Source organism: Lentzea chajnantorensis, assembly GCF_054300775.1.
In genome coordinates this window covers 7367682-7380327 of the sequence record NZ_JBSDZT010000002.1, presented here as the reverse complement: position 1 = coordinate 7380327, position 12646 = coordinate 7367682, and the positions used below count along the sequence as shown (strand labels likewise).

Annotated in this window: 11 protein-coding genes; 9 read left to right on the top strand and 2 right to left on the bottom strand. The window is 72.4% G+C overall.

Annotated features, from left to right (window positions below; all coding sequences use genetic code 11):
- Positions 1-164 precede the first annotated feature (164 nt).
- A complete protein-coding gene (locus ACVDFE_RS35340) occupies positions 165-515 on the bottom strand; it encodes a PadR family transcriptional regulator (protein WP_458433517.1) in 351 nt (116 codons plus the stop codon).
- An 843-nt stretch (positions 516-1358) separates the two neighbouring features.
- Between ACVDFE_RS35340 and ACVDFE_RS35335 the strand changes: the two genes are divergently transcribed.
- Positions 1359-4436 carry a BTAD domain-containing putative transcriptional regulator gene (locus tag ACVDFE_RS35335; RefSeq protein ID WP_458433516.1) on the top strand — a complete coding sequence of 1026 codons (3078 nt, stop codon included), beginning with the start codon at positions 1359-1361 and terminating at the stop codon, positions 4434-4436.
- 67 nt (positions 4437-4503) lie between these two features.
- Here the strand turns inward: ACVDFE_RS35335 and ACVDFE_RS35330 are convergent, their stop codons facing one another.
- Entirely contained in the window at positions 4504-4668 is a 165-nt protein-coding gene (locus ACVDFE_RS35330; RefSeq protein ID WP_360402132.1) for a hypothetical protein, read from the bottom strand.
- A 202-nt stretch (positions 4669-4870) separates the two neighbouring features.
- Between ACVDFE_RS35330 and ACVDFE_RS35325 the strand changes: the two genes are divergently transcribed.
- The 8 genes from ACVDFE_RS35325 to ACVDFE_RS35290 all read left to right on the top strand — a co-directional run bounded on the left by ACVDFE_RS35325 (position 4871) and on the right by ACVDFE_RS35290 (position 12636).
- Complete coding sequence (locus ACVDFE_RS35325; protein ID WP_360402129.1) at positions 4871-5581, top strand: hypothetical protein; 711 nt, start codon at positions 4871-4873, stop codon at positions 5579-5581.
- Positions 5545-5796, top strand: coding sequence for an acyl carrier protein (locus ACVDFE_RS35320; RefSeq protein WP_458433515.1), 252 nt, complete (start codon positions 5545-5547; stop codon positions 5794-5796). The genes ACVDFE_RS35325 and ACVDFE_RS35320 overlap by 37 nt, the downstream gene beginning before the upstream one ends.
- A 29-nt stretch (positions 5797-5825) precedes the next feature.
- Entirely contained in the window at positions 5826-6200 is a 375-nt protein-coding gene (locus ACVDFE_RS35315; protein ID WP_360402123.1) for an ectoine synthase, read from the top strand.
- A 78-nt stretch (positions 6201-6278) separates the two neighbouring features.
- Positions 6279-7217, top strand: a complete 939-nt coding sequence (locus ACVDFE_RS35310; protein WP_458433514.1) for a pseudouridine-5'-phosphate glycosidase — start codon at positions 6279-6281, stop codon at positions 7215-7217.
- Positions 7214-9280 (top strand): MFS transporter, encoded by a 2067-nt coding sequence (locus ACVDFE_RS35305; RefSeq protein ID WP_458433513.1) that lies wholly within the window; start codon positions 7214-7216, stop codon positions 9278-9280. Before ACVDFE_RS35310 ends, ACVDFE_RS35305 begins: the two co-directional genes overlap by 4 nt.
- Entirely contained in the window at positions 9277-10062 is a 786-nt protein-coding gene (locus ACVDFE_RS35300; RefSeq protein ID WP_458433512.1) for a maleate cis-trans isomerase family protein, read from the top strand. Before ACVDFE_RS35305 ends, ACVDFE_RS35300 begins: the two co-directional genes overlap by 4 nt.
- 29 nt (positions 10063-10091) lie before the next feature.
- On the top strand, positions 10092-11492 hold the full coding sequence (locus tag ACVDFE_RS35295) for a class I adenylate-forming enzyme family protein (protein WP_458433511.1): 1401 nt from the start codon (positions 10092-10094) through the stop codon (positions 11490-11492).
- A 4-nt stretch (positions 11493-11496) separates the two neighbouring features.
- Positions 11497-12636 carry an acyl-CoA dehydrogenase family protein gene (locus ACVDFE_RS35290; RefSeq protein WP_360402105.1) on the top strand — a complete coding sequence of 380 codons (1140 nt, stop codon included), beginning with the start codon at positions 11497-11499 and terminating at the stop codon, positions 12634-12636.
- The last annotated feature ends 10 nt before the right edge of the window (positions 12637-12646 follow it).

Sequence of the window (12646 nt, the reverse complement as noted above, 5' to 3'; positions counted from 1 at the left end):
GGAGCCACTCCTTCGGCTGAGTTGATCAACAGGATTTCAGTGCGGACGCAACGGCGTCATCCCGCCGGGGTGAGGACGTCACTCGTTCGGCCGCCTGCCGTTCGGTGCACGTCGGCTGCGCCGTTGAGCGGTGGCGCGTGGAGGGTCGACGAGTGGTGGCCGCTTCAGCCGAGCGGCCGCGAAGACCCCGCCTTGGCCAGCGCCGGCCGCGCGGCGAGCACACCGGTCTCGGTGAGCCGGTAGAACCGGCGCCTGGGTCGGCCCGCCGCGCGGGGATCGACGTTCTCCCAGCGGGTCTCGAGCCAGCCCAGCCGCACCAGGCGAGCCAGGATCGGATAAGCGGTGCCGGGCATCATGCCGGCCGACTTGGCGATCTCCAGCCCGAAGTGCTCCGCGGTCGGGTCGGACAGCAGCAGTCGCAACACGGCCTGGACGTGGACGGTCATCCTCGGCCGGGCGGTCATGAGATTGCTCGGCAGCGTGCGGTGCGCCTGCCATTCGGGACTGCGAGACATGTTCGATCGCTTTCGCAGATGGGAACGCGAGTGGCATATCTTGGTGGTGATCCACGGTGATCGAAGATCAGGCTATTGCGGGTGCGGAAATCCGTCGCCGATCTGGCGTGAACCTATCATCCAGGCGTTCCACCTGCGTCAACGTTCGGCGAACCGAATGGGTGAACTGGAGGTTCTTCACCTCGTGTGGTTGTATTGCGGCCATTCCAATCAAGGGTGGCCCTGACCGTCTCCGGGGTTTGGCAGGGGAGGCGTGGCGATTCTGAAATTCGGTTCACGGTCTGGCGGCAGGCTCTGGACGGTGAGCGCTGCGGCGGCATCAATGCGCACGGCCATGGGGGCGTGCAGCTCAAGCACGAGCCGGTCGCGGTCATCGCCACAAAGGCTTCGAGGTCGTCGAAGTTGCCCGCGAGCCCGTTGCCGACACCCGCGCGGTCTCTGTGGGAGGTGGAGGTCTCTCACCTGCACCGGCGAGGTCGAGGGCGAGACGTGCTCCCATGCGCACTGTGATGGGGAACGGGCCCGGCCATTGAGATGTCTGATGCCGCAGGCGGTTTCAGGGGATGGGTTCGGTATTGCGCGACTGCTCCAGACGGGCTATCCGGTCGCGGAGCGCGCAGAACGCTCATCGCTCGGTTCCCGAGCAATTCGGTCCAATGCTGAAGAAACTCGCCCTTTGGGCTGTTCGGGTGTATTCCACGGGACCACTATTTTTGTGAAGAAAACGCTCCCACGCCTGGGGTAGCCTCGGCGAAGATCCAACGTCGCCCGCGGCGTGCGGCGTCGTGCACGTCGGCGTGCCGTGGCGATCGAGCCACCGTGATGGGGGAACGGGAGCTTGACATGGGGCTTGGGCTGCTCGGGCCGGTCGAGTTGGTCCTGGACGGCCGGTCGGTGGAGCTGGGGGGCCCGCGGCAGCGGGTCGTGCTGGCGGTCCTCGGCCTCAACGCCAACCGGGTGGTGCCGGTCGAGCAGCTGATCGACGCCGTGTGGGGCACGGCTCCGCCGTCGACGGCGCGGGGACAGGTTCAGATCTCCATCTCGTTGCTGCGCAAGCTGTTCGCCGACGCCGGCCGGTCGGACGTGATCGTGACCCGCCCACCGGGGTACGTGCTGCGGCTCGGTGCCGGGGAGGTGGACAGCCTCCGGTTCGGTGAGCTCGTGGCGGCGTCGCGGGAGCTGGCCGAGAGCGGGAAACCCGTGGACGCGGCGGCGACGTTGCGCGAGGCACTGGGGTTGTGGCGGGGGCCCGCGCTGGCGGACCTGCCCAGTGATCTGGTGCAGCGCAGCGCCACCGTGCTGGAGGAGCAGCGGCTGGCCGCGATCGAGGCCCGCATCCGGCTCGACCTGGGGCTCGGGCGGCACCGCGAGGTGGTCGTCGAGCTGCGGGCGCTGGTGGACGGGCACCCGCTGCGGGAGGGGCTGTACGGGCTGCTGATGCTCGCGTTGTACCGGACCGGGCGCCAGGCCGAGGCGCTGGAGGTGGGACGGCGCGCCCGCGCGCTCCTCATCGAGGAGGTGGGGCTGGAACCCGGTCAGGAGCTGCGGGACCTGGAGCAGGCGATCCTGCGCGGGGACGCGGCACTCGGTGTGCCGGAGTCACCGCTGCCGCTCGGTCCGCCGGCCCCGCCCGCGCCCGCCGCCGGTGAACGGCCGGCCCTGGGCGTGGTGCCGCGGCAGCTGCCGGCCAGCATCGCGGACTTCACCGGCCGCGAGGAGCAGCTGGACGAGATCATGCGGTTGCTGGACGTGGACGAGGACAAGCGCTGGAGCATGCCGATCATCGCCATCTCCGGCAAGGGGGGCGTCGGGAAGTCCACGCTCGCGGCCCGCGCGGCCCACCAGCTGAGCAGCCGCTACCCGGACGGCCAGCTGTACGCCGACATGGGGGCGGCCGGCGACAACGACCACACGGCCAAGCTGCTCGCGCGGTTCCTGCGGGCGCTGGGCGTGGCCGGCTCGGCGGTGCCGGAGGACGTGGAGGAACGGACCGAGCTGTACCGCAGCAAGCTGTCCGGCAAGCGGGTGCTGCTCGTGCTGGACGGTGTGTCCGACGAGTCGCAGGTGCGGCCGCTGCTGCCGGGCAGCCCGTCGTGTGCGGTGATCATGACGAGCCGGGTCCGCCTGAGCGGGCTGCCGGGGGTCCGTCAGCTCGACGTCGGCGTGTTCGGCGTGGCGAAGTCGCTGGAACTGCTGAACCGGATCATCGGCCCGGCGCGGGCCGGGGCCGAGCCGGACGCCGCGGTGGAGCTGGTCCGGTTGTGCGGCGGACTGCCGCTCGCCCTGCGCATCGCGGGCGCGCGGCTGGTGTCCCGGCCGCACTGGCGGTTGAGCGGGCTGGTCCGGCGGCTGCACGACGAGGCGCGGCGGCTGGACGAGTTCGCCCACCACGGGTTGGAGCTGCGGTCGACGTTCGAGATCACCCACCGGGTGCTGGGCGAGCAGGCCCGGCGGCTGTTCCGGCTGTGCTCGCTGGTCACGGCGCCCGACTTCCCGGGGTGGACGGCCGCCGCACTGCTGGACACCACTGCGGCGGAGGCCGAGGAGGTGCTGGAGAGCCTGGTCGACGCCCAGCTGGTGGACATCGTCCAGTACGGGGAGGCGTCACCGCGCTACCGGCTGCACGACCTGATCCGGGTCTACGCCGCCGAACGGTTGCAGCAGGACACCACGGAGGAGGAGCGGACCGACGCGCTCGGGCGGGTGCTGGGCGGCTGGCTGGCGCTGGCCGAGGAGGCGCACCGGCGCGAGTACGGCGGCGACTACACCGTCCTGCACGGCACCGCGCGCCGGTGGCACCCCGGCGCCGCCGAGCTCGACGACCACCTCGGCGAACCCGCGCACTGGTGGGAGGCGGAGCGCAGGGCCCTGGTGGCGGCGGTCCGGCAGGCCGCAGAGGCCGGGTTGGACGAGCTGTGCTGGGACCTCGCCCTGACCTCCGTCACGCTGTTCGAGGCCAAGGGGTACTTCGACGACTGGCTGGAGTGCTCCGGGCTCGCCCACGAGGCGGCTCGGCAGGCGGGCAACCGGCTCGGGATGGCCGCGACGCAGTACTCCCTCGGAACGCTCCACGTGTTCCAGGCCCGGCTCGACGACGCGGAGAGGTGCTTCACGGTCGCGCTGGAGCTGTTCGACGCGGTGGGGAACGAGCACGGCAGGGCGCTGGTGCTGCGGAACTACGCGCACGTCCACGGACTCCGCGGCGACACCGCCGCGATGATGGCCAAGTACCTCGAAGCGCTGGCGGTGCTGCGGGCGGTGGGCGACCGGATCGGCGAGGCGCACGTCCTGCGCAGCATCGCCAAGCACCGGGTCGACGAGGGGGACACCGAGAGCGCGGCCCGCCTGCTGGACCAGGCGCTGACGATCACCAGGGAGACCGGCTGCCTGCGGGTCGAGGCGCAGGTGGAGCACAGGTTCGCCGAGCTCCACCTGGCCACCGGTCAGCTCGACGCCGCCAGGGACGCGTTGCACCGCGTGCTGCGCATCGTGCGCGACAACGGTGACCGGATCGGCGAGGTCTACGCCGTGCACGGCCTGGGACTGCTCCGGCAGCGCGAGGGGCGGCTGGACAACGCCGACACGACGCTGGTGAACGCGCTGCAGCTGGCCCGGCGGGTGGGGGAGCGGTTGATCGAAGCCAGGTCCCGGTACTCGCTCGGCGAGATCGCGCTCGCCCGTGGCGACGTGGACGGGGGCGCGGCGCACCTGGAGGAGGCCCTGCGGCTCTTCGACGAGCTCGGATCGGCGCTGTGGCAGGCCAAGGCGCTCGCGTTGCTGGCGGAGCACTTCGACGGCGCGGAGTCGCGGGAGCGGGTCGAGCAGGCCCTCGTGCTCCTGTACGGCATCGAGTCCGCCGAGGCGGTCGAGCTCGTGGCGCGGTTGCGCGAGCGGCTGGCGTGCGGGTCCGTCGTGGGGTGAGCGGGCTTTCCGCGTGACGGCCCGGCGGCGGGTGCTGCCGGCCGGGCCGTTGCGTCGGTCGATCCGCTCACCAGTGCGTGTCGTCCACGCACATCTGCAGCTTGTCACTCCAGTGGGTGTCCGGCGGGCACTGCACGGCCGCCGTGGCCGTCGAGTCCGCGAGGACGGCCGCCGCAGGGCCCGCGATGACGGACACACCGACCACGACCGCGGTGAGCAGGGACTTCAGCACCGGATTCTCCTTCCGTCCGTGCCGTTCTGGCTCGGTGCGACCAGCAGACCCGCTCCCGCCTTCGACGCGCCTTCCCCGCGCTCACAGCACCTGGCCCGCAACCGATAGCGGGCGGAAAGCGCATCGACAGCGCCGCCCCGCACCGTTGTTCCCGTACCTGCTGCGGCGACCACGGAGGGCAGCGCACGTGAACTGTTCCCAGGTGGGCTCCAGGCGACACCTGGCGCCCGATCTCGTGGACGCCGTGGTCGAGCGGCTCATGACCGGTGCGGCCGTGACGGGTGCGCTGCGGTCGGCGGTAGCGCAGGAGCACCACACCGCGGTGCTCACCGCGCTGGCCGCCCGGTACCTGCTCGCACCCGGCGTGGTCACCGCGTCGGTGGTGGGCACGGGCCAGGCGGTGCGGGCTCAGCTGGAGTCGCTGACCCGCTCCGTGCCGGACCTGACCCACGTCGCGGTCCGCGTGCTCGACGGCGCGCCGCTGGACCGCGACCTGGTGGACGGGCTCCACCGGACCGGCATCGGGCTGCACGTGGCCGCCACGGCGGCTGAGGCGGTGTTCGGGGCGAACCTCGTGGTCGTCACCTCCGGCGCCGGCCTCGACACGTGGCCCACGCACCTGCCCCGCGGGGCGTTGCTGGTCAACGCCAGCGGCGGCGAGCTGCCCGCGGCGCTGACCGGCGCGGTGGACGGCCGGTTCGTCGACGACCTGGCTCTGCTGAGCGCGGCGTGCCCGCAGGGCCGTCCCGTCGAGGCGGACCTGCGGCAGGTCGTCACCGGCGAGCGCGCCGGCCGCACCGGTGCGGACCACGTGCTGCTCGTCGACCTGCTGACCGAACAACGGCAGCACGGACAAACCCAGGAGGAGGACCACGAGTGTCGATCGAGAACGAGGTCAAGCGGTTCATCGTGACCACCTTCGCCCCGGACGTCACACCCGACCAGCTCCCGTCCGACTACGACCTGCTGGACAACGGGGTGGTGGACAGCCTGGGCCTGCTCCGCCTCATCGCCTGGGTGGGCGAGCGCTACGAGATCCCGGTCGAGGAGCGCGACGTCTCCCCGGCCCAGTTCAGCTCGGTGGAGGCCATCACGGCCTTCATCGCGGACGCACACACCTACGTCTGAAAGACCGAGGAGAGGGAGGGCTCACGCACATGATCGTGCGCGACAAGGCCGGCATCGACGGCATCGACTGGGGGAACGGGCTCAGCTACCGGCTCTTGGTCCAGAAGGACAACATGGGCTTCACGATCGCTCACACCGTCGTGAAGGCGGGGTCGAAGTCCCCGCTGGAGTACCGCAACCACCTGGAGGCGTGCTACTGCATCGCGGGGCGCGGACAGGTGATCGACGAGGACGGCACGACGCACGAGATCGAGCCGGGCGTGATGTACGCGCTGGACCGGCACGACCGGCACTTCCTGATCGCCTCCCCCGAACAGGACCTGGAGCTGATCAGCGTCTTCAACCCGCCGCTGCGCGGGGACGAGCGGCACAACTTCGACACGGACGAGTTCTCCCAGTACTGACCGGCGACCGGTGGCGTGGGAGCGCTCCCGCTTCCACGCCACCGGCCGACCCCAAGACACGACGCGAAGGAGTTCACGGTGTCCGCACGCGACGAGTTCTTCTCGGTGTCCGAGGAGGTCGCCGACGCGCTGGCCGAGGGCCGGCCGGTGGTGGCGCTGGAGTCTTCCGGTGTGGTGCAGGGCCTGCCGCACCCGCTGAACCTCCAGACCGCGCTCGACATGGACAAGGCCATCCGCGCCGAAGGCGCCGTGCCCGCCCGCACCGGCATCGTGTCCGGCCGGCTCGTGGTGGGCATGTCCGACGAGCAGGTGGAGCTGTTCGCCACCACGCCGACCGTGCCGAAGGTCGGGGCCCGCGACCTCGGTCCCGTGCTGGCCGGCGGTGGGCACGGCGGCACGACGGTCTCCGCGGCCCTGGTCGCCGCCGCCAGGGCCGGCATCGAGGTGTTCGCGGTCGCCGGCATCGGCGGTGTCCACTTCGGAGCGCAGCGCAGCTTCGACATCTCAGCGGACCTGGTGGAGTTCACCCGGCACCGGGTGGCCGTGGTCTGCGCGGGTGCCAAGTCGCTGCTGGACCCGGCGCTCACCCTGGAGTACCTGGAAACCCAGGGCGTTCCGGTGGTGGGCTACCGCTGCGACGACTTCCCGGCCTACTACAGCGTCTCCAGCGGCGAGCGCAACCCGCGCCGCGTGGACGACCTCGACGAGCTGGCGGCCGCGGTGCGCCTGCACTGGGCGGTGGGCAACACCGGTGGCTTCCTCGTCACCCACCCGATCCACGCCGAGGACGCCCTGCCCGCGGACGAGGTCTACGCGCTGGTGCGGGAGAAGCAGGCCGAGACCGAGGCGGCGGGCGTGCAGGGCAAGGACGTGACGCCGGCCATCCTCAGCGCGGTCGGCAAGGCCACCAGCGGCCGCACCGGCGAGGCCAACCGGTCGGTCCTGCTGTCCACCAGCGCCTTGGCCGCCGGGTTCGCCTCGGCGCTCCAGCGCAGCCGCCCGGAGGAGCAGGCGTGAGCACCGCCGTTCTGTTCGACGTCGACGGCACGCTGGTCGACACGCCGGCCGGGATGACGGCGGTGCTGCGCCAGGTGGTGGCCGAGAACGGCGGCTCTGCGGACGAGGCGCGGCTGCGCGCCACCGTCGGCCGCCCGCTGGTCGCCTCCCTGGCGCTGCTGCTCGGCCTCCCGCCCGAACACCCCGGTGCCGAGCGCGCCGCCGACCGGGCCCGTGAGCTGTTCACCGAGGTGGTCATCCCGTCGGCGCGCGAGCTGGTCCTGCCCGGCGTGCCCGAGCTGCTCGACGGCCTGCGCGCGGACGGCCGTCCCGTCGCCGCGGTCACCAGCAAGGTGCACCGCAGCGCGGTGGAGCTGCTGGCGGCCACCGGTTTGCTGGTCCACTTCGACGTTCTCGTCTGCCACGGCATGGCCGACCGCGGCAAACCGCACCCCGACCTGGCCCTGCTGGCGGCCGACCGGCTCGGCGTCATCCCGGCCGACTGCGTCGTCGTCGGTGACGCGGTCGACGACATGGCCATGGCCCGTGCCGCGGGCATGACCGCCCTGGGCGTGGCCACCGGCGTCGCCACCGCCGACGAGCTGCTGGCCGCGGGGGCGAGTGCCGTGCACGCCGACGCGCTCGGGCTCGGCACCGTCCTCCTCCCCGATCAGCACCCCTTCGAGGTGATCACCATGACCAGTACGGAAGACGCCACGGCACGCGGGCGCACCGCGAACGCGGCACTCGCGATCCTCGCCGTGGCGCAGTTCCTCATCGCACTCGACTACTCCATCGTCTACATCGCACTGCCCAGCGTCGGCGCGGACCTGGCGCTGACCGAGAGCTCCCTGCAGTGGGTGGTCAGCGGCTACGCGGTGTTCTTCGCCGGGTTCCTCGTCGTCGGCGGCCGGGTGTCGGACCGGTTCGGCCCGCGCCGCCTGTTCATCGCAGGCACCCTGCTGTTCGGCGTGGCCTCGCTGCTGGGCGGCCTCGCGCCGAGCGCACCGCTGCTCCTGGTGGCCCGCGCCGCCCAGGGCGTCGCGGCCGCGGTGCTCCAGCCCGCGGTCATCGCCCTGATCAACACCTCGTTCCCCGCCGGACCCGCCCGCAACCGCGCCCTGGGCGTGTGGGGAACGGTCGGCGCGTCCGGGCTGGCCGCGGGCGTGGTCATCGGTGGCCTGCTGACCACGGTGTCCTGGCGGTGGGTGTTCCTGATCAACCTGCCACTGGCGGCGATCTGCGCGTTCGCCGCGCCGAAGCTCCTGCCCCGCAACGAGATCACCACCGCTGATCGCGGCGGTCTCAACGTGCCCAGCGCCGTGCTGTGCACCGGTGCCGTGCTGTCCGCGGCGCTGGCGCTGACGCTGACGGCGGGCGGCAGCTGGACGGACCCCGGTGCCCTGGCGGCGTTCGGCGCGGCCGCGGTGCTCCTCGCCTGGTTCGTGGTCCAGGAGCGGCGCAGCGAACGCCCGCTGGTCGACCCCGTGCTGCGGCGCACCCGTTCGCTGCTGGTCGGCTGCGGCACCACGGCGCTCTACATGGCCAGCGTCGGCAACCAGTTCTTCGTGGTGACGCTGCTGGTGCAGCAGCTGCGCGGCTACGACCCGCTGGCCGCGGGGCTGGCGTTCCTGCCGATGGCGGTGGCGATCGCGGTGGCGAACTCCGTGGCGGCGCGCATCGTGGCCGCGATCGGGGTGCGGGCCACGCTCGCGCTGGCGTTCGTCGCGGACGCGGCCGGCCTGCTGCTGCTCGCGTTCCAGGCGCACGGCGACAGCTACGTCGTGCACCTGTTGCCGGGTCTGCTGATCACCGGCTTCGCCCACGGCGTGACCTACGTGTCGATGTTCATCGCCGGCACGGCCGACGTCGAGGACCGCAACCAGGGCACCGGAAGCGCGCTGATGACGACCTCGCAGTACATGGCGGGCGCCCTCGGCGTGGCCGTGCTGGTGCTGGTGCTCGGTCGTGAGCCCGACGCCGGCGCGTTCGCCGCGGCGTTCGTGACCACCGCCGTGGCGGCTGCGGCAGGCGCGCTGCTGGCCTGGTTCGGGCCGGTCCGGCGTGAGGGGAGCCGGTCGTGAGGGCGCAGGCCTGGACCGCGCGGCTGGGGGTGCTGGTCGTGCACAACGACCCGGTGGTCGAGGCGGAGCTGTGGTCCATGGCGCCGCCGGGCGTCACCGTCCACACGGCCCGCTTCGAGAGCCCGACCAGCACCGGCGCCGAGTACACCAGCGAGTCCTGGGAACGCGTGGTGTCCAGCCCGGACGTGCGGCGCGGCCTGGTGCAGCTCGGCGAGCTGGGCGTCTCGGCGATCTGCCTGTGCTTCGGGTCGGCCAGCTTCTTCGGCGGCCTGGAGTTCGACACCGGGTTCACCGCCGCGGCCGCGGAGCTGACCGGCGGCACCCCGGTCTACACCGCCGGGCAGGCCATCCGCGCCGCGCTGACCACGCTCGGCGTGCGCCGTCCCATGGTGCTCGCGCCGCCGTGGTTCACCGCGCCGACGTTCGCCGCCGCGGAGTCCTACCTGACGGCCGCCGGGTTCGAACCCGCCGCGCTGGTGCCCTTCCGGCTGGGCGAGCGGTGGGACGGCGTCGAGCGCCACCGGCTCTTCGACCGCGGCGGGCGCTGGGACGTGCACCCCGCCGAGGTGTGCCGCCAGGCCGCGGCGGCCTTCCCCGCGCACGCCGACGGGCTGCTGCTGCCCGGCAGCGGCTTCCGCTCCTGGGAGGCCGTCGAGGAGCTGGAGCGCCGGCTCGGCGTGCCGGTCGTGACCTCCAACCAGGCGTGCCTGTGGCGACTGCTCGACCTCACCGGCCTGGACGCGCGGGTGCCCGGTGGCGGACTGCTGACCGCCGGCCGCTGAGCCGGCCCGACCTCGACTGGGGAACCACCATGCCCACCACATCGTTCGTGACCGCGTTCGCCGCGCAGGTGGACGCACGACCGCACGCCCCGGCGTTGTCCTGGGCCGGGGCCGCGGTGGACTACGCCTCCCTGGACCGGCTGGCGCGGGAGTCCGCGTCGCTGCTGCACGACGTCCCGGCCGACGCGCCGGTGTGCGTGCCCGCGCACAAGTCGCCGGAGACCATCGCACTGCTCATCGCGTGCTTCCGCGAGAACAGGCGGGTGCTGCTGCCCTCCGCGACGCTGGGCCACGACGCCCTGCTGCGGCTGTGCGAGCAGGTCGGCTGCTCGCACGTGCTCACCCCGCAGGGCGTGCGGACGACCGGCGCCGACGCCGCCGTGCTGCCCGGACCCGGTCTGCTGCTGACCACCTCCGGCTCCACCGGCACGCCCAAGGTCGTCGTGCTCGCCGAACGGGGCGTGGACGAGTTCCTCGCCTGGTCCGCCCGCACGTTCGGCATCGGCCCCGGCGTCGGGGTGCTCAACTACGCGCCGCTCAACTTCGACCTGTGCCTGCTGGACCTGTGGGCGGCACTGGCCGTCGGCGCCCGCACGGACCTGGTCGACCCCGAACGCGCGACCGACGGCGACCACCTGGCCGATCTGTGCGCCGAGTGGGCACCCGCGGTGGTGCAGGCGGTGCCGCTGTTCTTCCGGCTGGTCACCGCGACCGGGCGGGTCCTCCCGGCCGTGCGGGAGGTCCTGCTCACCGGGGACGCCGCTCCGCCCGCACTGCTCACCGGCGTCGCGGCCGCCTTCCCGCAGGCCCGGCTGTGGAACGTCTACGGCTGCACCGAGACCAACGACAGCTTCGTGCACCGCATCGACCCGACCCGCACGCCGACGCCGATCGGCACCCCGATCGACGGTGTCGAGTTCCGCATCGTCGACGACGAGGACCGCGACGCCGACAGCGGCGAGCTGGTGGTGCGCACCCCGTTCCGCGCCGAGGGCTACCTCGACCCCGAGCTCACCCGCGACCGGTGGCACGACGGCTGGTTCCGCACCGGTGACCTGGTCCGCCGCGACGGGACCGGGCTCGTGCACCTCACCGGCCGCACCGACCACCAGGTGAAGGTGCGCGGCGTGCGCACCAACGTCCAGGAGGTCGAGAACGTCGTGCTTGCCCACCCCGAGGTGGTCGAGGCCGCCGTGGTCCCGCTCCCCGACGAGGAGGCCGGGACCGTGCTGCGCGCGGTGGTCCGCCGCGCGCCGGGCTCGCGGCTCAACGGACTGCACCTGCGGGCGCACTGCGCCGCCGCGCTGCCCAGGACCGCCATCCCCGGCGCGTTCGAGATCGGCGACGAGGCGCTGCCCCGCACCTCCACCGGCAAGGTCGACCGCACCATGCTGCGCACGCGGCGGACAGCGGTCGCGGAAGGGGTGTGACGTGATGATCGAGTGGAACGAGGACCAGCGCTCGTTGCGCGCGGCGGTCGAGGAGCTCGGCCCGGTGCTCGGCGAAGGCCACGTCGAGCGCGACGCCGGCGGCGAGTTCGCCGAGGGCGCCTGGAAGGTGCTGTGCGAGACGGGGCTGCTCGGCCTGCCGTTCGGCGAGCGGTGGGGCGGTCTCGGCCAAGACCTGCTGACCACCATGTACGTGCTGGAGGGCCTCGGCCACACCTGCCGCGACGGCGGGTTCAGCTTCTCGGTGTCCACGCACATGGTCAGCACCGGCGTGCCGCTGCAGCGCTTCGGCTCAGCGGAGCTGAAGGACCGCTACCTCACCGGGGTGTGCGACGGCTCGGTCATCGGCGCGCACGCCATCACCGAACCCGAGGGCGGGTCGGACGTCATGGCCATGCGCACCTCCGCGGTGCGCGACGGCGACCACTACGTCCTCAACGGCAGCAAGACGTTCATCAGCAACGGGCCGCTGGCCGACGTGGTCGTCGTCTACGCCCGCACCGGCAAGCGCGGCAGCCCCGCCGCCATCACCGCGTTCCTCGTCGACCGCGACACACCCGGTCTGACCGTGGGCAAACCGGTGGCCAAGATGGGGCTGCGCACCTCGCCCCTGAGCGAGCTGTACTTCGACGACTGCCGGGTGCCTGCGGCGAACGTCGTCGGCTCGCCCGGTGCGGGGTTCCTCATCCTCGACCACGTGATGAAGTGGGAGATCCTGTGCTCCTTCATCATCAACGTCGGCGAGATGCAGCACCGGCTGGAGCGCTGTGTGGACTACGCCCGCACGCGGGTCCAGTTCGGACAGAAGATCGGGTCGTTCCAGTCGGTGTCGAACCGGGTCGTGGAGATGCGCATCGCGGTGGAGACCGCGCGCAAGTGGCTCTACGACACCGCGGTGAAGCTCCAGAACGGCAAGAACGTCACCGCGGACCTGGCCATCGCCAAGCTCCAGGCCAGCGAGGCCAACGTCAGCACGGCCCTGTCCGCGGTGCAGCTCTTCGGAGGGTACGGCTACACCGCGGAGTACGGGCTGGAGAAGGACCTGCGCAACGCCGTCGCCGGGACGATCTACTCCGGAACCTCGGACATCCAGCGGCAGCGCATCGCTTCCATGATGGGTTTATGAGGAGAGTGAC